Below are 20,704 nucleotides of genomic sequence, written 5' to 3' on the forward strand. Positions count from 1 at the left end.
GGGCGCCTCGAATTACCGGAAATTCAGTCACTGGAGTAAGCGAGAATTTGCCCGCTAACTTGGCGGCGGTATCTTCCAGACCATCCTGACGACCATTTTTGTCGTCCGAACCGGCCATTTCGGCAGTCCGGACGGACTTCGGGCGTCAAAACGCCTCGATACGGGCCTCCTTCAGGTAGGAAAGGCGCTGCAAGTTATAGGCGGCGACCTTCCAGTTCAGATGCAGCGTGGCGCGCGCCAGACCGATCGAGCGCATGACCTTGCCGCCCATTTGCGCCAGTCCGGCGAACACATGTTCGACGCGAGCGCGCGGCGAAGCGATCCGCCGGTTACGTCGTTCTTGCGCTTCCGACAGCGGCTTGCCCTTGTGGCCTTTGCGCTGAATATGCATGCGCCAGCCCTGGCCGCGCAGATGGGCTTCGCGCCCGCCATCGACATAGCCCTTGTCGGCATAGACGTCGCGGCTGGTGTTGGCCGGATCGAGCACCTCTTCAAAATGCAGGGTGTCATGCTCGCTGGCGGTGCTGATCTTGATTTTTCGGATCAGCTTGTAGCGCTTGTCGGCGTTGGCCGAGAGCTTGTAACCGAAATAGGACTTGCCATGCTTCTTGGTCCAGCGCGCGTCAATGTCTTTCTGGCGCCGCTTGGCCGGCTTCCAGTCGGCGGGCATCGCATCTTGCGCCACGATGGCCTTTTCCTCCTTGTCCATCGATTGCTTGGGAACTTGCACAAAACTGGCGTCGATCATCTGTCCGCCACGCGCGATGAAGCCGTGCTTGGCCAGTTGGCGATTGACCGCATCGAAAATGCTTTCGCTGGCGCCGGCCGCGATCAGTCGTTCCTTAAAGGTCCATATCGTGGTGCGGTCCGGGATCTGGCTGCTGCTTCGCAAGCCGACAAATCGCTGGTAGCTCAGGCGGTCAAGCAGTTGGAATTCCATCTGCTCGTCAGAGAGGTTGAACAATTGCTGGATCAGCAGAACCCGCACCATCAACTCGGTCGGGAACGGCGGACGGCCGCCGCGTTCGCGGCATGGGCGCGGCGCAGCACGGTCAACTTCAGCGGCCAACGCCTTGAAGTCCACATGCTGCTCCAGCACCTGCAACGCGTCGCCAAGCTTGTTCAGCTTCGCTTCACGCTCCTGGTCGGCAAACAGACTGGTTTTGATCATCGAATTCGGCTCAGATCGAAGAAGCCAAGATCATGCCATCAATGGCGAGGTTTTTCGAGGTGCCCNCTCCTGGTCGGCAAACAGACTGGTTTTGATCATCGAATTCGGCTCAGATCGAAGAAGCCAAGATCATGCCATCAATGGCGAGGTTTTTCGAGGTGCCCTTCATCAGGTTGGCGGTGCCATCAAACTGGCGAAGGGCGATAGTTTTGCTGGTCATGGCGTCTCTTGATGACTCGCGGTGCCCGTTGAATGACTCAACCAACGCAGCGGGTCGAAGCCGGCCAAATTTCAGCCCGAAGAAATGAGGATGAGCTATCGCCGTTCTGTTGCGACATCAATCAACCTTCCGTCGCCAAAGTCAAATGTGAAGCCAATAATGTCCATGAGATCAATCGTTGGCTTTATGGCCTGGTCGACAATTTTCAGGGCAAACAATATTTCGACAAATTTACCAGCTTCATCTATTTCCACAACTACGTCGTAATACTTTAGCGAAGCCTCGTCGCCCCCATGCTCAAGATATTTCTCATACGCAATGCTTATAAACTTCAATATTTTCCCTCTATACAAAGCATTGCCTGGGAAATTCGACTTCAGTCCATCCCATTCGTTTTTACTATTCATTGCCATTCGCCACAAAATTCCTTCTGATTTTCATCGGATATTCTCAATGGTAACTCTCATCGCATATAAGTTGTGTTGACCAGCGAATAGTCCACCAAGCCATAGATGTAAACCACGCCACGCCCGTTCTTGTACATTCCGCGATAAGGTACTTCAAATGGTATTCCACCTATTTCATAAGCGGGATCTGGGATAAGAGAAAAGGAAGTATATCGATAATCATCCGTAACGCTGAAGCATACTGAATAGTTATCTAAGGGCCATTCGCCTTTTGATAAAAGCATAAACTCTTCGTAAGCTAGATTCGCTGCCTTAACGATCTCACCAGAAAAGCTAAAGCTTCGCTGGTAAAGATTTTCCAAACCGAACAATTTATCATTATACGAAGACACGCTCAGCACCTCCTTGAAAAATTCTTTTTTTAAAAAGGTGATTATTTTAGCTGGTTGCACCAACAACGTGTGGCCATCCGAGACGTATCGTCACGCCCAGGACCACTTTGGCACGCCGGCAGGCAACTCACGTTTAGTTGTCCGCTCTCAATGTTTCAGAGCCTGGTCTTACTCGGAATAATATCAATATATGACAATCATATCGCCGCAACATCAATCAGCCTGTAGGTATCAGAATCAAAAATATACTTAATTATCTCATTAATATCCTTCTTTTTTAGGATAATCTCATCGCCTTTCGTCAGAAGAAAGTAAACCTCAACCACATTGCGCGAATCGTCGATTTTAACGTTGATCTCATAGTACTTTAGTGAATCCTTATCCCCTTGATCTTCCAAATATTTTTTGCAAGCAAGGCTGATAATTTTTAGTGCCTTACCGCGGAGAAGTATGTCGCCGGGGTAATCCGTCATTGTGCTAAGCTTTTCTTTACTAAAATTTGTCATTGCTCCACCATTGATATTAGAAACCCACTTTCCATGCGGTCAATGAGTTGGCTTATCGGATAAGGATTTTTTTGACCAATGAAAAATCCATCAAAGAATAAATATATTCAACGCCACGGCCATTTTTATACATTCCCCGGCTAGCCACTTCAAACGGTATCCCATTTATCTCATAAGCGGGGTCGGGCAGAAAAGCAATGGACATATAATCCATATCGTCCGTATAGCTAATGCAAATCTGGTAATTATCAAGCGACCATTCGCCCTTCGAGAAAATCATGAACTCGTCGTAAGCAATGCTCATTGCCATGATAGCCGAGCCTGGCAAATTGAAATCCCGTGGATGAAAACTATCAAGCTCAGGTAAGATATGTTTATTAAAAATCACGTTCGACACCTCCTTGTAACACTTTATATTTTCCACTTGGGGTGCCGAGATAGGATCTGTGGCACTTATTTTTTAAAGATGCCACCATATGAATTTCCTTATCTCTGCGCGAAAATTCGTCGCTGTTAAAACTATCTCGCAATGGATCACTTGTTCTAATAACGTTTCCATTTTTTCCCTCGATAGAATAGTCGCCGTGGGTATGATAATCCCCAACGACTGTCGCGCCATTCGGAACCTGTGGTAGAGCAAAAATTGGCTTATAAGTACGATCGGTGCCGGCAACCGGAATTGTTGCAAAATATTTACCACCCTTCTCATAAATCAGCCCACCATACTCTTTGTTCTTTCTAATCGCTTTGGCATTAGCTGCATCCAGTGCGCCACGCGCCGCTTCGTCGGCACAATTTCCACTGTACGGGGTCCGCTTCAGCCCATTAGGATCGGTCCACCTCGTAGGGTTTGGCCCATACATGTAGGGGTTTTCGCCGCCGCGGAGTCCGATGGGGTCTTGCGACAGGAACCGCCCTGTAACGGGGTCGTAATAGCGATGCCGGTTGTAATGAAGTCCGGTCTCTTCGTCATAGTACTGTCCTTGGAACCGCAGCGCCTGCACGACCCCTGTCGCTCCGTAGAGCAGAACGCCGCCCCAGGCGCGGTAGCGCGCCGACCAGAAAATCTTGCCGTGGCCATCGATCAACTCAAGTGGAGTGCCAAGGTGATCACACTGGTAGTAAAGAATGTGGTCCGTGCTGGATCCGCCGTCGGCCTGTTCGAGCCGGTGGAGCCAGTCTGCCCGATGGGCTTGCGCTTTGTCGAATTCCTGCTGCGCATGCCACACCTGGATATGTGCAGCCGGATCATTTTTGATGCCGGGCAGCGCCCATTCCTCCACGAGGCATAAATGGCTAGCATCCGGCTTATAACAGGCCGCCCCTTCACGCGATTCAATTCGGGCGAGTGGCACGAAACTGTCTGGTTCGTAAAGATAGGTGATCGTTCTATCCGGTCGCACTTCCTGCAACAGCGTGTCACCATCCCAGACGAAGAACGTACGAGCGCCCGTATCGGTAACACCAGCGGGCGGCGCGTCATTCCCTGCCTCCCAACGTTCTTCTGAGACCTGCTTGGCGATGCGCCGCCCAAACGCATCATAGCTGTAGCGTGCTACCTGCCTTGAGTTTGCGAAAGTGCGGATGGCAGTAGTCAGCCGGTTTTCAGTATCGTAAGAGAATTCAAGAACGCCTTCATCGTTTGCCCCCGCAGCCACGCGTGAACGCTTGCGAATAGTATTTCCGTGCGCGTCGTATTCATAGTCATGGCCCATATACTGCAGCAGCAAGTTGTGGGTGACCTTTGCGATCCTTGCCGGCACGACGCTTGCAGAAGGCTGCTCATCCAGCTCACGCACAATTTTGCGGGTCTCGATCGACGCGGGCTTACCGCCTCCTTCCGCGTCGAGCAGATTGCCGGCGGGATCGAATATGAAGGTTTCGCTCAAGTCCGGCTGTACGGCCGAGAGCAACTGCCCAAGCGGATCGTAGGTGTAGCGGATGCTGCCGCGGAAATGGTCTTCGATGAAGGTCAGGTTGCTGGCTGCGTCATATTCATATCGGCGCTCGCGCAGGCGCTGTGTTCCTTTGTTCAGCGTAAAAGAACTCAGGCGCGATTGCGGATCGTAACCACGGCGTTCGGTCAACCGTTCTTTTTCGCCGCCCAGCTGGCGCGTGGTCTCCCGGTGCAAATGATCGCGCTCCAGGTCTACCAGCGATTTACCCTGCCAAAGCGTACCGTGCCAGTGGCCCGAGCCGTAACGCTGCGTGTCAATCTTGCGACCGTTGGGAAGGGTGGTCTGGATTCGGTTTCCTAACTCGTCATAGGCGTGCGTCAAAGTGAAGGCAGCAGCGAATTCCTGCACTTCGTTCGGCAGTTGTGACGCCTGGCGGGCGTAGGCCATCCGTTCGTCGACCACTTGGCCCAGAGGGTCGTATTGGAACCGGTGCTCGGCATGCGACGATGCTATAGCAGTCAGGCGGCCGAGCGCGTCGTAAGCGTAACGCACACCGCCATCGGCGCAACTCTTTGCCAGCAACTGTCCCAGTGCATCACGGGCGAATTCTGTTTGCCTGCCGTTGCAGGCGCTGGCGATCAATTGTCCCGCTTTGTCATAAACGTAGGTGGTTGTCTTGCCATCAAACCCCGTTTCGCTGACCATGCGGCTTTCTACGTCATAGGTAAAACGGTACGATTCACCATTGCTGTTGACCAGTTCAACCAGGCGTAATGCCTTATCGTAGGCGTAACGCAGCATTTGCCCGTTGGCGTCAATGCGTTCATTGAGCAAACCATGGCCGTTGTAACCATATCGCGTGGTCTGGCCTTTGCCATCGATGTGGACGAGCAGATTTCCGTCACGGTCGTACTCAAATTTTTCTGTTGTGTGGTCCGGCCGGGTAATGGCGGTAACCTGGCCGCCTGCATTGTATGCATAGCGGCTTGTGTTGCCTGTGGCGTCAATGAACTCGGCCAGGCGGCTGTATTTGTCGTAGCTGTAGCGGCTAATGTAGCCTGAGCAATCTGTGTACGAAGCCAGTCGCCCCGCATTGTCGTAGCTCAGATGCTTGGCGCCTCCTCTGGCATCCGTCAGGACTGCCAAGCGGCCTTGGGAATCATATGCATAGCAGGTGCTATGGCCCAAAGCATCGGTGCGTTTGACGATGCGTCCGGTGTCATCGTAATCTGTGCGTGTAGTGTGGCCGAGAGCGTCGGTAACGGCTACTGGCGCGTTGGCGCCATCGTATTCGATGCGGGTGACATGATGTAGCACGTCCGTGACCGATGTCAGATTTCCGGAAGCATCATAGGTATAGCGAGTAGCCTGATGCTCAGCGTCGATGTCAGCCAGCAGCATGCCATCACTGTCCCACTCGCGCCGCCCCAAAGAGCGGCTGCTGCCGTCAGGGGCGATGCGGCGGACCTCAGTCGGCAGCCAGTCGGCATTGAAGCGATATTCCAGCACACCACCATCCGCTTCGGTAACGCGAGTGGTATCGCTGTCGATGTAGGCGATGCTGACTTCGTCGTTACCGTCAGCCGTGGTTGTGCGCACCGCACGCGCCTGGTAGCTGTTGTTCAATGTGATCGGATGACGCTGCGCCAATTCGGCATCGGCCAGCGTGTTTCCAGCCCAGCGCTCGCGCAGGAAGGCGAGGCTGACCCATTCCAAGCCATGTGTGAAACCGGTGTAGCTTGTGTATTGCGTTAAGAGATGGTGCCGGTAAGCGTAGGTGCGCGATGCGTCAGCGGCCCCAGTCTGCTGTACCAGATCACAGCGAAGCGGCATCGGATCAACCGCGCTTTCTTCACCAATGATGTCTGCTTCGTATCGATACTGCGCAAGGCATTCCCGGCTCCCGTCGGCGCGCACTTGCTCAATGCGGCCAATACGGGGAACTGTTTCAGGAGTATTCGGCCCCAGTTCGGCAGGCAGGTAAGCGTCGCGAATAGCCTCAATCGTGACATCGTCATCAGTGCGCAAACGTAGCAACACTTCGCCTGGCTTGGCATTGTGGTGCCGCTCAATATGCAGTCCTTTTCCGTCGCGACTAGCGCTTCGAACAAGGTAGAAGCGTTGCGCACGCACTGCCAGGCGCGGTGCAAGCATGGCGTTGACGCCCTGATACCCGTGAGGCAGCCAGCTGTCCGGTCCGATGAGGAAAATGTCATTGCTGCCATCACGCCAGCGCAGCGTAAACTGGCTGTCATTGTCGCGGCTTAGCAAAAATCCTTCTGCGCGGTTGTCGTGCTGCTTGCCCGCTGCCAAGGTTGGCAAGCGCAATGCGCGGCCACTGGCATCGTGATAAACGATGCCCTGTTCGCAGACAGATATCGAGGTTGTAAAAGGCGTGGCCCAACGAGCGCCAAGAAGACCCCAGTCCTCGGTTTCAGAACCGGAGCGGTAGCTTCGCACCCATGCGAACGAGGCGGCTCCCGCTAAAACGAAGTCCGTTTGCGAGAGAATTTCTTCGCCGGTGCCAAAGTGCACAGGGTGCTTGCTCTTAACTGACTTGCCCCCTGGCGCGCCATTTTTCGGGCAGCAGTCCGATGGCTTGTCTGCTTTTTCTTTCTTCGGCTTCTTCGTTTTGCCGCCGTCCTTGCCGTCCTTATCGCCTCCGCCCTTGCTGTCTGCGGGGGGCTTCTTGGGTTGGGGAGGCGTTTTACCTGGCACTTCCTTCTTCTTGAAGAGGCGCTTTAAGAGGCTGCTTGCACCAGGAATCTTTTTCAGGACCAGGTTCTCCGCCGCATTGGTGGCCATTCCCCCGAGGGTGCCCATGATGTCGGGCGATTTGCCACTCAGGATGTAGTCAGCCGCCTTATCCATCGCAGTGGCGGAGGTGTCGACCGCTAAGCCAGTACCGGCCACGGCGCCACCAACTGTGGCACCAGCTGCAGCGCCGGTCTCCATCACTGCAGCCGCCGGCAAACCGACACCGGTAGCGCCAACCGCAAGCCCTGCGCCGCCAAGCGCAGCGCTGCCCATGCCGATCTTGCCGCCGGTATCCATCGCTTTGCCGCCAAAATCGTGCATCGGTTCGGAGTACTTGTCCTTGTATTCCTGTGCCGCCTCTTTCAACGTCGGCAACTCCACGCCGAGAATCTTCAGCCGCGGCCGTGGCGCTTGTACCTGTCGCTCGTGAATACGCCCTATCGTATTCTTGTCGTTCATGTAGATCAGGCGCGATTCCTGTACCGTCTGGGCGCCATTCGACCCCTTGGTCGAACTGAACTCCAGCGGCTGCGCACGCTTGAGGTAGGTCTGGCTCTTGATGCCGCCCAGCGTGCCTCGTTCATCGCCAGTAATGCTCGGGATGAAGCTCTTATTGTGAAGCAGGACTTGCTCGCCCTGGGTCTTGACGTTTCTTGAGACGTCGGCTGCGTTCTTGAATTCTCCCTTGATGTTGTAAGGAAGGATGGCAACGCTGCTGCCTACCGGCGTCTTGCAGAGGTCCGGGCTGAGGCTGACGCAGTAGAAGCGTTTGGATTTGGTGACTGTTTCGTGAGCCATGGCGATTCGTATTGCGAGTTATGCGGTGTATCAGGCGGCGAGCGGCGCAGGCTGGGACTGGGCTGCCTGCCAGTCTTTCAGGCGCGTCAATTGATCGGGTTCCGTGGCCTGCATCAGTCGAACGTCCGCGAAATCGCCATCAGCCACGATGGCAAGTCGCCATACGAGTTCGACCTGCTCTGATTCCATATTGATGATGACCGTATCGATCGCCAGCGGCCAGACTGCAACCTCACCCGCTTCCGTGGCGGCCATGGCAAACAGGGAATGTTGCGGCAGCGCGAACGCCAGTTGCCGGTTGCCGTCTGTGTCAAGCTGCGCAACGTTGGACGATGGATGCGACAAGTTGGTCAGCCTGAACTGCTCGCCGCCGAATAGATGTTGGCACTGCTGGTCATCGGGGGCGCCATTCCAATAGCGGAAATCGAAATCCTTAGGCAGAAGCGGAATCTCGCCTTCCTGCCATTCGGTCTTCTCTTCAACCGTGCCCACCAACTGCCGGCGCGGCAGCCAGCCACGCCCCACAAACCCCATACCTGCCGTCGCCAAATCGGATTGGCCTTTGGCGATATTCCAGAACATGTCTGCGCTGAACGGCTTTGACGGGGGCTCGATGCGCGGAGCAAGCATTTCGAACGTCCGGGTCGCGTCCAGATACCAGTTCCTGCTGAAACCACAGCCCACAGGGTTTTGCTGGCTGCTGTCGTGCGCGTCGGGGGCGCCCGGCGGCGTTGGGTAGTTGGCGGTCTGCTCATCCTTCAATCGGTGCTTTTTCGGGATCCGGTTCGTCAACCCGCTGGAACGCTCAATGCGGCATTCCCCACCCAAGGCCGACTCATATCGCAGTGGGACGGCGGTTGCCGGTTCCGCAGACGTCAGGCACCACGGAGTCGGCTGGAGCGCACCCAATGACACAGCCCGGGCCAAGCCACCCAGCCATCTCAAAGGTGCGGCGCGGCGGCGCAAATAGCGTTTTCCAGTGACGTTCAGCGTTTTATCGATGAGTACCTTGCCGGGGATGCGGGTGCGTTCCGCAATAGCCACTTGCTGCTGCCATTCCTCGAACGCAGCGGTCGACAGGGCTTGCATGGGATTGAGCGGGCGCGGCCGTTCCGGTATCGGTGCCGGTGCATCTGGATAGTTTGCGCGCAGGCCGACATTGAAATGCGATACCTTCGCATTGGCCGGCGGATGGGCTTCGCCAATCACCACCACATCGCAGGCTGGCTTGTACGGAGCCAGGTCGCTTTCCACTCGTACGCTCTTTTCCAGGTCGTCGTCATGGTGGTGGTCCTGGTCGTACAGCGGCAACGGCTCTTCTGTCGGGACCAGTTTGGCCATGGCGTTGGTTTCGCCCGGCACAATGCGATAGCCGGTCTTGGCGACGATGACGTGAAAAGCCACGCCATTCTGGTCAATGGTATCGAAATGCAGCGCGTCCAACTCTGTACGGTTATCGAACCGCAGGCTGGGAATAGATGGGATCAAAGTATTCTCATGCCTTCGGATTGGTATCTACGTCGTCACCGTGCAGCTCAATCTTTTTCGACGCGCGGATGATGATTTCCTTGCCGGTTATCTCGATGCGGCCATCCTTGTTCATGTAGAACGTGCTTTCGCCCACTTCGATGCGGAATTCTTCCCCGGCAGTGAAGGTAATCTTTTGCCCGGCAGTGACAGACTTGGAAAGGCCCACCTGCTCCGCCTGCATCAGCGCTACCGTGGTGTTCATGGCTGCGCCAACGGTAGTCTGATAGGCTCCGCCGATGGTCAGCATCTTTGCCAAGGCTACGGTTTCAGTTTTCACCTTGCCGACGGTGACGTGGCGGCTGCCGCCAATCTTGACGTTTTCATCCTTGCCGACGTCTTCCGAACGATTGTCGCCAATGCTGATGGTTTCGTCATGGTCCACCCGTTCTGTGCGGTTGTTGTGCACGGTGATGGTTTCGTCGTGGCCAACGGTTTCCTTGCGGTCGCGCTTTACCTCGGTGGTTTCGTCGCGGTCAACCGTCTTGCGCCGGTCGTTGCCGACCCATTTATCCTCATCGTGTTCGACCTCGGTGAGCTGGTCCTTTTCGGCGTGCAGCCAAAGCTGCTCATTGCCCTTCTTATCTTCGAATCGGATTGCATTCGCATTGTCATAGACGCCGCCCGGCGTGGACCGGGACAGGATGCCGCTCTGCGTTTTATTGGCGGGGAGTTCCCATGGCGGCATCGATTTCGCATTGGGCACCATGCCAGTAATCAGTGGACGATCCGGATTCCCATCAAGGAATTGCACGATCACTTCCGTACCGATACGAGGAATGGAGGTCATGCCAAAGTTCGGCCCCGCCCAAGCTGTAGCGACACGTACCCAGGCCGAGCTCTTTTCGTCATAAGCACCGATGCGGTCCCAATGGAACTGGATTCGCACGCGGCCATATTCGTCCGTGTAGATCTCCTCGCCCGGTGGGCCTACTACCAACGCGGTCTGCAAACCATAGACTTTGGTTTGCTCGCTATTGAAATTCCTGCCCGGTCGCCAAGGGATTTTCTTGCGGATGCAGCGGATGGTATTTTTGTAACGCGATGTGGAGTCGCGGCCGGCTTGATAATTGTTGCTGGCATTATGACAGGCTTCCAGGATCAGGAACGTCCTGTCGTCTGCACTGCCACCAGCATCGTCGAAGTGGCCAGTCAGCTCGAAGCAGCGGCCAGGCTGTGCGCTACGGTCATTGCCGGTACCTTCAAAATACTTGGCCTTGGCTTCGATCTCTTCAAGACGCAGGCGCGTGATGTCATCGGCATCGCCCTGGTCCTTGAAACCATAGGTGCCAGCGTATTCATATACTTCCGTTTTGAGGACTTTACCTTGTTGATTGACGCTAGGCAGGCTGGCAAGTACCGGGTGCGGTTTTTTGAAATCAAAACCGGCCAAAGCGAAACTGCTCGGCGCCATGTTGCGCACCGGCGTCCAGCTTCCCAGCGCGTCGTCTTCCTTGGCTCCAGCTTCCTTCTGGAATGGAATGTCGGCACTTGCACCGTCAATTGGCGATGCTTTTGTGGAGTCGTCCGAGATTACCAGTGTATGCCCGTTCGCCCGATGCTCATACCAATAGAACCAGCCAGCCTGCTCCCAGCGCCTGTGCAGGTAGTTGTAATCGCTTTCGTTGAACTGGCAGGCATCCGTGAACTCCGGATCCTTGCCCGAAGTTCGGAATTCGACATCACGCAGCGCATAGTCGCCCAGAATGTCTTCGCTTTGCTGCGAGAGCGATTTGCCATGAAAGAGATAGTTATCGCGCCGCAGGCCCAGGTAGGCCAGCCAAGGCCGCAGCACCATCTCATAATAAACATAGCCGCCATCGGCACGGCGGCGCTGGAATTCAAAGACATAGCCATTGAAGTAGCGCAGGCTGCGATCTTCGCGTACCAGCTCCACGGTCACCATCTTGCCCAGCACGTCTTTCAGCGCGATGTCGGGATCGTTGGTAATGACTTCAATGGTGAACCTGAAGTCGCGCGAGAGGCATTCTTCAGCATCCAGGCTGTTGGCTAGTAATTTGGCTTGGGGGCCGTCCTCGTTAGGAAAACGCAATCGCAGCAGGCGGTTGGTTTGGCGCGAGTCACTGAACGCCTGGAAGGCGTCGGAAATCATGTTCATTCAGGTACCTGCAAATGATGTTTCAATCGTGCTGCGTGAAACTCAAGGTTGAATCGAGCCCGCATACTACTTGAATAACATTGCAGCAAAATTCACAGATTGTTTCGTGGCGACTTGCTTGTAATATGCAAGTAACTGAATTGGCGGGCGGGGAGGGCGCTATCTGACATACACGCACATAGTCAAAGGCGTCCTCGAGAGGAGGATCCCGGCCAACATGCCCATTTGATGTGCTGGGCTCGAGATTATTTGAGCGCGAGTACTTCTGCCAACGCTTCCTTCGTGTCCGGATAAGGCTCATCATCGAAAGCGCGCTGCAAGATCTGGCGCGTGCCATCTGGCCAATTTGCCACGCCCCATCCTTTCAGGGCACGTATTGCCATATTGCGGTTTCGAATGACCGGACTACGCAAACCAGCTTGGACCAGCGGCCATCCTGTTCCAGGAAAACGCCCGATATCCTGAAGTACTGCGCCGATTGCCGAGTACTTTTCGTTGCCTGGACCGAGCCCCATTTCTTCCGCTGGCCCGGTTGCGATTGTAGCCAGGTCGAACTGGGTGAGGAGAAGGTCGATCACGGCTTGAATGCGGGCGGGATCATCTGTACGCATCAGGTAGTACCATTGTTCGGAAAGTTTGGCATTCTGTCGCTCAAATCGCTTTTCCCATACATCGAGGCCGAGAATTTCGCCGGCCCTGGCCGCCGTCCAGAATATCTGGTCGTCATTCGTAGACCATGCATCTTCAACAGCTTTTGGCCAGTATTTCGCGGCGAGAAAAGCCCGGCATGCAGTAGCCAGTTGTGTACGCACATCCGCAGACCATCCCATTGATTCAAGAGGCGCCCATTCGGTGTCTTCGTTGTCTACGAAGTCGAGGATGCGTGAGATGGCCACAAGAACCTTCAAGTTCCCGGTTTCTGCTTTTGCAGCTGTACGAACGTACAAAGGTACCGCCTTGTAGCCATCGTCGTAATAACTGATGTCCTCGGCAGGGCCGCCGTTAATCAGTGCCTCGATAATCTCGCCGGCTCCTGTTAGTAACGCGTCGTCGATATTTTCTGACTCAAGTGCACCGAGCAGATTCCCGCCTGTAGCGCAGCTATAGGCAAGGTACTCGTACATCACAGAATTTTTGTAGCCTTCCCGGAGCAGCCACGAACGAATGTCGGCACGCTGGGTATTGGCGAGTCGTTCGACAATATGAATTCGGCCCCAGCCATGCACACGCTGTGCGATCTGCCACCATGCCGTTTCAACTTCATCCGCGCTCAAGGTGCTGCCTAATGCCACAACGCTATAGAGCGTGAACTCTTCGTGCAAACCGAGTGTTACCAGGAGGTCTGTATCTTCAGCAGGTGCAAACAGCCCCAGTAAGGCAATGCCGAATTTCACGGCGCCGCGATCCGGGCTTTCGGTGGCCAGCCATCGAGCCAGGGCGCGCAGTCGGTCAACCGGCACGTTCGCTGTGCCGCGGATGTTTTGCAGCAGCGGATCGACAGTTCTTAAGGCGTTGTCGGCCGCCAGCATGTCGTAGAGCGTCTTCAGATTGTCTGCGGTCGGGCTTCTCGCCGCCGACAACAAGACATCGTGAATCGCCACCACATCGGCGGATGCACTATCGCTCGTATGGTGCCCGAACGCCCCGTCCAGTGCGCCGGCTGCCCAGCGCAGCTTGCTACCGGACCGGCTGTTGACGATATCGTCGTCCGGAAGCTCATACGCGGCTTCAGGTAGCCCTTCCTGTGAACTAGTTGGAAACGCTGCCAGGAAGCTGAAGATCGATACCCGGTCTGCTGCCCACGGTTTGACGAATACGTCCGCAAGCGATGAAGAAGCCGGCTTCCGGGCCAAAAGTTTTTGAATCCATTCTTGAATCATTGTGTCTCACTGGGGCCCGGCGGGCGGGTTCTTCAAAATAAAGTGCTACGTGGCTAAAAGATCACCAGATCTTAACTGACCCCGAGGGTTGGGGTTTCACTGAAGGCGAATGGCGGTATCAAATATCCAGGTACGTCGAATCTCGATCACGTCATACTGGCGTGCCAGGTTGGGAGGGAATGCACCATAAGGAGCATGCCTGGCCACCACGTTTCGAATTGCCTCGTCGATCGCCGGCACCCCGCTGGAAACGACGAAAGTGACTTTCTCTACCGACCCGTCAGCGCGAATCGCCAACGTGACCATGGGCGGAACGTGCCGCTGTTTTGCTGCTTCGCGAACCATGTCGAATGCCATATTCAGTTCGAACTTCTTGCTTATCGCATCTGCATATTGAACAAGGTCTGCATTTGGATCGACGCGACCAAAAAGCCAGCCGCGGCGCATGCCGCTAACCGTAGGGAGCAGTGAGCGTGAAGGGTTCTTCAACGCCGCGTCGCGCTGGGCCGCCTCTTCGTTGAGTTGCCTGCCGATTGCGCGCAGGCGCTCTTCCCGTTCAGCTTCCTGCTTCGCTTTCTCCAGTTGCGCCTGCTCGCGTTTCGATTGTTCAAGGCGCGCGGCCTCCTGCTTTGCGGCTTCTTGTCGCCCAGCCTCTTGTTTAATGGCCTCCTGGCGCGCCGCTTCCAGTTGTTGTGCCTGGCGTGCCTCCTCAAGCTGCGCTTGCTTTGCCTGTTCTGCCCGCTGGGCTTCCGCCTTGCGTGCGGCATCGAGGCGCGCGACTTCGGCTCGTTCCTGCGCCTGACGGGCAGCCTCCTCGCGTGCCTTCTCTTCCAGTTTCGCCTGTTCGCGGCGAACTTCTTCCTGGCGGGCTAACGCCTGGCGCTCAGCCTCTTGTCGCGCAACTTCGTTCCTGGCTGCTTGCTCGACGCGAATGGCCTCTTGGCGAAGTTGTTCCTGGCGGGCAGCTTCGAGCTGCGCTTGCCTGGTTTGTTCCTGTCGGATGATTTCCTTGCGTGCGGCTTCATCGCGTTCCTGCTCCTGGCGCGCGGCCTCTTGCAGTTGCTGTTCTTTTCGCGCAGCTTCTCTCTGGGCGTCTGCCATCAATTCGGCTTGACGCAGGCGTTCCGCCGCTTGCTTTTCTTGTTCAAGCTTAGCCAATTCATGCGTACGTTCACGAGCCTCTTTCTCAAGAACCTTTGGCGCAGGGTCGCTAGCGTTATCCGGTACGAGTGCCTCGCGTTCCTGAATGGGGATATTGCGCACCGTGGCGTTGGCAGGAGCATTTGTGGGTGCGGCGGCAGGGGCGGGTGGAGACGGTATATCCGGCAGCTTGCCAGCCGGTGTTACCGGCATTGAGGTTGGAGCGTGCGCAGGTGCTGGGGGCGGAATGAGGACGGCAGGTGCCTCGCTGTTTCCGATAGCGGGTGGGGGCGAGGTCATTGAAGCCACCGGACTTGCGACTGAAGGCCGCTCCACTGGTGCCAAGACGGGGTTAGCGTTCTCTTTTAAAGCTGCGAGTGGTGCTGGCGTTAGCGCCACTGGTGCAGGGGAAGAGGGCGGTGGAGGCAGCAACAGTACTTGCAAATCGTTGGCACCCAGGCGTCGTTCCTGCCAAGGAAATTTCAGGGCAGGGAGGCCGAAGGTTTGTCCCCCCAAGGTAATGCTTAACAGTCCCGCGTGGATGATGGCGGAAATCACCACGGCACTGCTTAATCGCCAGGGCTCGCGCTGGAGACTATAGGACCGGCCGATAGTGATTGCTGAGGACATCGGAACAGACTATCACAAAGGCAGCAGACTATTGACCAATCGGCAACTGAAACGCTGAATTTGCAACAGCGCCGTTGGCTCCTGCAGCGCTTAAGCCTGTGCAGGCGGTTTGTTGAAGCGATGCAGCATTCCGTTCAATAGCACGTCAATCAAGGCTTCGAGGTGGCGATTGAACTCGTCATGCTCAAACCATTCTTCCCCATCGCCGAACACCAGGCGCAGCGACACCATGCCGTGCAAGCCTTCCCAGAAGATCTGGGCCATGGCCTCTGCCTGCTCCACAGGAATCTGGCCAGTGGTGGCCAGGTCGACAAAGAGCTGGCAGGCAAAGGCATAGGGGTCCTGCGCCTGGTTGCCGTGCTCAACGCGCGAGCTAGCTACCGGTGCATGCGGCCGGCGCTCCATGAAGACCAACGCGTATTGGTCAGGGTGGCGCATGCCGAAGGTTACGTAGGCTTGGCCCGTGCGCCGGATGTTCTCCAGCGGCGATAGCCCCACCTCAGTGGCGTTACGCATGGCTTTGACCAGGTCGAGCAGGTCGCCGTCCATCGCCTGGGTGATCAGCGTGGCCTTGTTCTGGAACAGATTGTAGACGACGGTGGTTGAAAAGCCCGCCTTCTCCGCGACTTTGCGCAAAGTGATCTCGCGTGCACCGCCAGTCTTGATCAAAGCTCGGACGGCTTTGATGATGTCTTTGCGGCGCTGTTCGGATTCGCGGATTTTTCGCTGTTCTACGCTGCTCGATTTGTTCATTCGATTCATTTCTAATTGGGCGCGTTCGCGGCTGAGACTACCACGCAGTGATCACGCAGATCAACGGCAATGCGGAGCTGCATTGCGAGGCTCGCGCATTTAGAAATGTCGGATTCCGCAATGACTTGCGACTACTAAGAATTATCTTATGTTGACCAACTGAAGGTTTGGAAATTAATATCGTGCTGAAAGATACCATTAGGGAATAATGGCACGCTACTGGTGGGTAAACCATAAACAGACGTCACGGGAGGAAATCCGTGGGGGATATCTATGGTCGCCAAAATTGAAGCGCGACGGTTCATCGAATCTGTTCTATTCCAACATGCGCCGTGCTGAGCCCGGGGACTATGTCCTGTCCTATGCTGGCACCTACATTAAGTATGTTGGTCAAGTCTGCGACTTCGCGTTCTCTCGAATCAAGCCAGATGAGTTTGGCCCTGCGGGCGATGCCTGGGATAACGAGGGCTGGATGCTCCCCATTCTTTGGAGACCTTTCGGCGAAGGACTCCATCCTAAATCCCATTTCAATAGAATTCGGGATTTGCTTCCAGCCAAGTATTCCCCGTTGAGTCTAACCACCGGAAATGGGAATCAGGCTGTTTATCTTGCTGAAATTGATGAACAGCTATTCTTGACGCTGTTAGGTATCGGTCAAGTCAGCTTGGATGAATTGTTCGGACCAGGTAGTTTTGCTGTCTATAGCGGACTGCAAATGGAACTTACCGACGAGGAAGTGCAGGAGAAGATTAGTAGGGACATTGCTCTTTCGAGCACTGAGAAGCTGCGGCAGATCAATGCACGTCGTGGCCAAGGTGCGTTCCGAGAAAATGTAATGCGTCATGAGATGAGTTGTCGGCTCACTGGGATCTCATCTCCGCGGCTATTGATAGCCAGCCACATAAAGCCATGGCGGTCTTGCGCAGATGGCTTTGAGCGCCTCGACGGTAATAATGGACTCCTACTATCCCCTAATGTAGACCTGCTATTTGACAAAGGCCTCATCAGTTTTTGGAATGATGGGAGAGTAATTGTCTCCGCTCATATTGATTCGAGCGATATCGTTCGGCTTGGGCTCGAGACAGCAGTTAGCAAGGAGCATGCAGCTTTCAGGGACGAACAACTACCGTATCTCGACTACCACAGGAAGAACGTCTTTTTGGTGTAATTGAACTTCAGCAGAGAAAAAATGGGATACGTAGTCAATATTGTGACATCGAGACTGTCCTGCTTCAGTTGGGTGGCGAGGCAACTGCGAAAGCGATTCAGGAGCAGGTGCTTATGAGTTTTTGCGACGGCATGATTCCCCCAAACTATCGGCACGAACGATCATTCCGCCAAACTATTCAACGAAAAATTGAAGACTTTTGCCCGCAGGCAGAAGGGTTCGCCGAGGCAAAGCGCGAGTCAAAATTCATTCGGGTAGCGCACGGACGATACCGTCATGCGTCAACTGAATATGGTCTTGCGATCGGAGAGATTGAAGCAGCTGAAGGACTAATCGAAGGCGCGGTAAAACAGATCGCCGTCAACGCGTATGAGCGGAGTGCAACTGCAAGAAGGCTTTGCGTGGCGTATCACGGCTACGCCTGCAAGTGCTGTGGATTCAATTTTGAACAGGTCTATGGTGTGCATGGAAAAGAGTATAGTGGCCCCCGAAATTGAGACGGTGGTTTAAGCTGTCGTCCGCGAAAGGATGATAGCAAATGAGTGAAGGCAAAAAACGCAGGGTGCATACGGCGGCGTCACAATCCGCTATTCAAAGTTCGGCGGCCTGACTTCTGGATTGGACTCATATAACGGATTCTATAGTGGCCCCCGAAATTGAGACGGTGGTTTAAGCTGTCGTCCGCGAAAGGATGATAGCAAATGAGTGAAGGCAAAAAACGCAGGGTGCATACGGCGGAATTCAAGGCCAAGGTGGCTTTGGAGGCTGTGCGCGGGGTGAAGACGGTCACGGAAATCGCGCAAGAGTACGGTGTGCATCCGGTGCTTGTCGGTCAGTGGAAGAAAGAGATCCTGGAGAATGCCGGTGCCCTGTTCGACGTTAAGCGCGGCCCCAAACCGGTCGATGAAAGCAGCCCCGAGGACAAGCTGTATAGCGAGATCGGCAAGCTGAAGATGCAGGTGGATTGGCTTAAAAAAAAGCTAGGGGAATGAGTCCGGCGGAACGAGCACGATGGATCGAGCGGGACGACGATATGCCGCTGACGATGCAGTGCGAGCTGGCAAGCATTGCGCGCTCTTCGGTCTATCGACGGATGGAAGCTGCAGCGCGTGAGCAATGTCTGACCGAAGAGGATAGCCAGCTGCGCAGCTTGATCGACGAGGAGTACACGAACCGGCCGTTCTATGGCAGCCGGCGCATGGTGGTGTTCCTACGAGGGCGCGGTTACTGCGTCAATCGCAAGCGGATACAGCGCCTGATGCGCGGGATGGGTTTGGCAGGCATGGCGCCGGGGCCGGCGACGAGCAAGCCGCACCCAGAGCACAAGGTCTACCCGTATCTGCTGCGCGGCGTGGCGGTCACGCAGCCAAACCAGGTGTGGAGTACAGACCTGACGTATATCAGGCTGGCGCGGGGCTTCGCCTACCTGGTTGCCGTGATTGACTGGTACAGCCGCAAGGTGCTGTCCTGGCGCATCAGCAATAGCATGGACGCGTCGTTCTGCGTGGACTGCCTGGAGGATGCACTGCGCCACCATGGCAGGCCGGAAGTGTTTAACAGCGACCAGGGCTCGCAATTTACCAGCACGGCCTTTACTGGTGTGCTGAAACGCGAAGGCGTAGCGATCAGCATGGACGGCCGCGGGCGGGCACTGGACAACATCTTCGTGGAGCGCCTGTGGCGCAACGTGAAGTATGAGGACGTGTACTTGAAAGGGTATGCCAACATGGCGGAGCTGATGGTCGGCTTGGCGCAGTATTTTGCGTTCTACAACGCGGAGCGCCCGCATCAGGCACTCCGTTATGAAACGCCGGATCGCGTCTACAGGTCGGGGATCGGCGGCGGCGCACTGATCGTCGATAAATTTGGCGACGATGACGGCGAGCAGAAAAATGCAGGAATTACGGGGCAGCGCCATGCAGCTGTGGAATTGGAAATGGGCACAGCTTAAACTAAGCGGCAAAGTGTCTTGACTGATGGGTCCACTTTAAAATGCAGGAATTACGGGGCAGCGCCATGCAGCTGTGGAATTGGAAATGGGCACAGCTTAAACTAAGCGGCAAAGTGTCTTGACTGATGGGTCCACTTTATTCAATACGTCGAGAACCAGGGCGCCCATCACACGTCCTACACCCATACGAAATGCGTGAAACTCACTATCAGTGCAGTTTTCCATCGCGAATTCAATCGATGAATTTAGCTGGGCAAGGATGCCGGTCATTTGCGTACTAATTTCCTGAGCGATTTCTGTTTTCATATTCATCCTTTACCTTTTCCCGCCTGCTGAGGCTGCTTTACAACCATTGGCTTCCATGCACCTATTTAGACAAACCGCAAAGGCCATACCATAGTCTTTGGTCGGTAGCGTCTCAACACTACACTGCTTAATGCAAGTGTCCTTCACCTTTTCACATCGTTTTCGTTCTCTGTCACCTTTCATGCATACGCCGGCAATTGCATCCGTCACGAATTCGCTAATTCCAGCAACTGCACACGCTGTGGGGAAATATTGGCATGCCGATGGACTAACGTCATTTGTCGAAGGTGCAGCTGGCTGAGGCGGCGGAATTTCTGGATCAACCATCCCCGGCGGCGGCGTATTCGTGCAGGTAGTTACAAACCCGTTTGAGATACAGTTCCAAGCGAGCCCGCTTGGGTCGGTTCTACTTGTTGGATTTCCGCCAACATAGGCGTATGTGTTGACACCGCCTTTCAACCCAATCGGATCACTTTCAACGTATCGTCCCAGTGCAGGGTCATAGTCCCTGAAATAGTTGTAATGCAGATTGCTTTCGCGGTCAAATTGCTGCCCAGGGAAACGTTGATTGAATGTGAAATTCAGTTGCCCGGCTGGCTGAGCGTTGGCTGCATCCTTACCATACGGATCGCTGTCCCACTGCCACACCAGGTTGCCGCTGCCATTGGTGATTGCACGCGGCGTATTTAGCTGGTCTGTGTGGATGAAGTAGGCTGTCGCAGCGCCTGACGCATTACCGACGGTGACTACCAGCGGCGCCGATTGCAGAACAGGGTTGGCAGGATCGGTTGTGGTGACCTTTGCGATTACCTGATAGGTGCCTGCGGCGAGCTCGTTTAGCGTCAGCGAGAATGGCGACTGAAGGCTCACACCCAGCGAAGTGGCGCCGTTGAAGTACTCCACTTGCGTGGCCATCACCGGATTCCCATCCGAAGTCGCGGTGACAGCGAGTGTTACTGCTGCTGGCGCAGTTGGGTTGCTTGGGCTTGCCGTGACATTGACGGTGGGTGCGGCGGCAGCCAGTTGGCAGCAGACGAGCAGCAGCGCCATCCATGCTGCCGAGAAGATTTTCTTGAACACG

General features: G+C 55.3%; 16 protein-coding genes. 3 read left to right on the forward strand and 13 right to left on the reverse strand.

Translation table 11 applies throughout. From position 1 onward, the window contains the following. Positions 1-145: 145 nt before the first annotated feature. From ASD07_RS18345 to ASD07_RS18390, 11 genes are all read right to left on the reverse strand, one after another. A complete protein-coding gene (locus ASD07_RS18345) occupies positions 146-1,171 on the reverse strand; it encodes an IS5 family transposase (protein ID WP_055933691.1) in 1,026 nt (341 codons plus the stop codon). 315 nt (positions 1,172-1,486) lie between these two features. Next, positions 1,487-1,798 (reverse strand): hypothetical protein, encoded by a 312-nt coding sequence (locus tag ASD07_RS18350; protein WP_057246930.1) that lies wholly within the window; start codon positions 1,796-1,798, stop codon positions 1,487-1,489. A gap of 56 nt (positions 1,799-1,854) precedes the next feature. Then, positions 1,855-2,250 (reverse strand): hypothetical protein, encoded by a 396-nt coding sequence (locus ASD07_RS30985; protein ID WP_156398083.1) that lies wholly within the window; start codon positions 2,248-2,250, stop codon positions 1,855-1,857. Positions 2,251-2,387: 137 nt separating this feature from the next. Then, a complete protein-coding gene (locus ASD07_RS18355; protein ID WP_055933694.1) occupies positions 2,388-2,696 on the reverse strand; it encodes a hypothetical protein in 309 nt (102 codons plus the stop codon). 52 nt (positions 2,697-2,748) lie between these two features. Further along, entirely contained in the window at positions 2,749-3,084 is a 336-nt protein-coding gene (locus ASD07_RS18360; protein ID WP_156398084.1) for a hypothetical protein, read from the reverse strand. Then, entirely contained in the window at positions 3,074-8,149 is a 5,076-nt protein-coding gene (locus ASD07_RS18365; protein WP_055933698.1) for an RHS repeat-associated core domain-containing protein, read from the reverse strand. The genes ASD07_RS18360 and ASD07_RS18365 overlap by 11 nt, the downstream gene beginning before the upstream one ends. Positions 8,150-8,179: 30 nt before the next feature. Beyond that, entirely contained in the window at positions 8,180-9,637 is a 1,458-nt protein-coding gene (locus ASD07_RS18370; RefSeq protein ID WP_055933701.1) for a DUF2169 domain-containing protein, read from the reverse strand. A gap of 7 nt (positions 9,638-9,644) precedes the next feature. Continuing rightward, positions 9,645-11,795 carry a type VI secretion system Vgr family protein gene (locus ASD07_RS18375; RefSeq protein ID WP_055933703.1) on the reverse strand — a complete coding sequence of 717 codons (2,151 nt, stop codon included), beginning with the start codon at positions 11,793-11,795 and terminating at the stop codon, positions 9,645-9,647. A 245-nt stretch (positions 11,796-12,040) separates the two neighbouring features. Continuing rightward, positions 12,041-13,675, reverse strand: coding sequence for a hypothetical protein (locus ASD07_RS18380; RefSeq protein ID WP_055933706.1), 1,635 nt, complete (start codon positions 13,673-13,675; stop codon positions 12,041-12,043). Between the two features lie 96 nt (positions 13,676-13,771). Beyond that, positions 13,772-14,938, reverse strand: a complete 1,167-nt coding sequence (locus tag ASD07_RS30990; protein ID WP_162246585.1) for a TonB C-terminal domain-containing protein — start codon at positions 14,936-14,938, stop codon at positions 13,772-13,774. A gap of 597 nt (positions 14,939-15,535) precedes the next feature. Then, the gene (locus ASD07_RS18390) at positions 15,536-16,198 is read right to left on the reverse strand and encodes a TetR/AcrR family transcriptional regulator (protein WP_082507421.1); all 663 of its coding nucleotides are present in this window, start codon (positions 16,196-16,198) and stop codon (positions 15,536-15,538) included. Between the two features lie 208 nt (positions 16,199-16,406). Between ASD07_RS18390 and ASD07_RS18395 the strand changes: the two genes are divergently transcribed. From ASD07_RS18395 to ASD07_RS18405, 3 genes are all read left to right on the forward strand, one after another. Further along, on the forward strand, positions 16,407-17,366 hold the full coding sequence (locus tag ASD07_RS18395) for an HNH endonuclease (protein WP_082507422.1): 960 nt from the start codon (positions 16,407-16,409) through the stop codon (positions 17,364-17,366). A 113-nt stretch (positions 17,367-17,479) separates the two neighbouring features. Continuing rightward, positions 17,480-17,863 (forward strand): hypothetical protein, encoded by a 384-nt coding sequence (locus ASD07_RS30995; RefSeq protein WP_156398086.1) that lies wholly within the window; start codon positions 17,480-17,482, stop codon positions 17,861-17,863. Between the two features lie 204 nt (positions 17,864-18,067). Next, positions 18,068-19,317 (forward strand): IS3 family transposase gene (locus ASD07_RS18405; RefSeq protein WP_229207204.1). Its coding sequence is split into 2 segments (ribosomal slippage): positions 18,068-18,353 and positions 18,353-19,317, totalling 1,251 coding nucleotides; the frame shifts between segments, so codons are not numbered across the junction. A 96-nt stretch (positions 19,318-19,413) separates the two neighbouring features. On the opposite strand, the gene ASD07_RS18410 is transcribed toward ASD07_RS18405, so the two are convergent. Both ASD07_RS18410 and ASD07_RS32170 read right to left on the reverse strand, forming a co-directional pair. Further along, the gene (locus tag ASD07_RS18410) at positions 19,414-19,623 is read right to left on the reverse strand and encodes a hypothetical protein (RefSeq protein ID WP_156398087.1); all 210 of its coding nucleotides are present in this window, start codon (positions 19,621-19,623) and stop codon (positions 19,414-19,416) included. 9 nt (positions 19,624-19,632) lie between these two features. Further along, complete coding sequence (locus tag ASD07_RS32170) at positions 19,633-20,703, reverse strand: RHS repeat-associated core domain-containing protein (RefSeq protein WP_304439092.1); 1,071 nt, start codon at positions 20,701-20,703, stop codon at positions 19,633-19,635. Between the last annotated feature and the right edge of the window lies 1 nt (position 20,704).

This window comes from Duganella sp. Root336D2 (assembly GCF_001425005.1).
Classification (GTDB): Bacteria; Pseudomonadota; Gammaproteobacteria; order Burkholderiales; family Burkholderiaceae_D; genus Rugamonas.

Excerpts from the sequence above, each read along its gene's own strand:
- ASD07_RS18345 (WP_055933691.1), bottom strand. The coding sequence starts at position 1,171 with ATGATCAAAACCAGTCTGTTTGCCGACCAGGAGCGTGAAGCGAAGCTG.
- ASD07_RS18350 (WP_057246930.1), bottom strand. The coding sequence starts at position 1,798 with ATGAATAGTAAAAACGAATGGGATGGACTGAAGTCGAATTTCCCAGGC.
- ASD07_RS18355 (WP_055933694.1), bottom strand. The coding sequence starts at position 2,696 with ATGACAAATTTTAGTAAAGAAAAGCTTAGCACAATGACGGATTACCCC.
- ASD07_RS18365 (WP_055933698.1), bottom strand. The coding sequence starts at position 8,149 with ATGGCTCACGAAACAGTCACCAAATCCAAACGCTTCTACTGCGTCAGC.
- ASD07_RS18375 (WP_055933703.1), bottom strand. The coding sequence starts at position 11,795 with ATGAACATGATTTCCGACGCCTTCCAGGCGTTCAGTGACTCGCGCCAA.
- ASD07_RS18380 (WP_055933706.1), bottom strand. The coding sequence starts at position 13,675 with ATGATTCAAGAATGGATTCAAAAACTTTTGGCCCGGAAGCCGGCTTCT.
- ASD07_RS18390 (WP_082507421.1), bottom strand. The coding sequence starts at position 16,198 with ATGAACAAATCGAGCAGCGTAGAACAGCGAAAAATCCGCGAATCCGAA.
- ASD07_RS18395 (WP_082507422.1), top strand. The coding sequence starts at position 16,407 with ATGGCACGCTACTGGTGGGTAAACCATAAACAGACGTCACGGGAGGAA.
- ASD07_RS30995 (WP_156398086.1), top strand. The coding sequence starts at position 17,480 with ATGAGTTTTTGCGACGGCATGATTCCCCCAAACTATCGGCACGAACGA.
- ASD07_RS18410 (WP_156398087.1), bottom strand. The coding sequence starts at position 19,623 with ATGAAAACAGAAATCGCTCAGGAAATTAGTACGCAAATGACCGGCATC.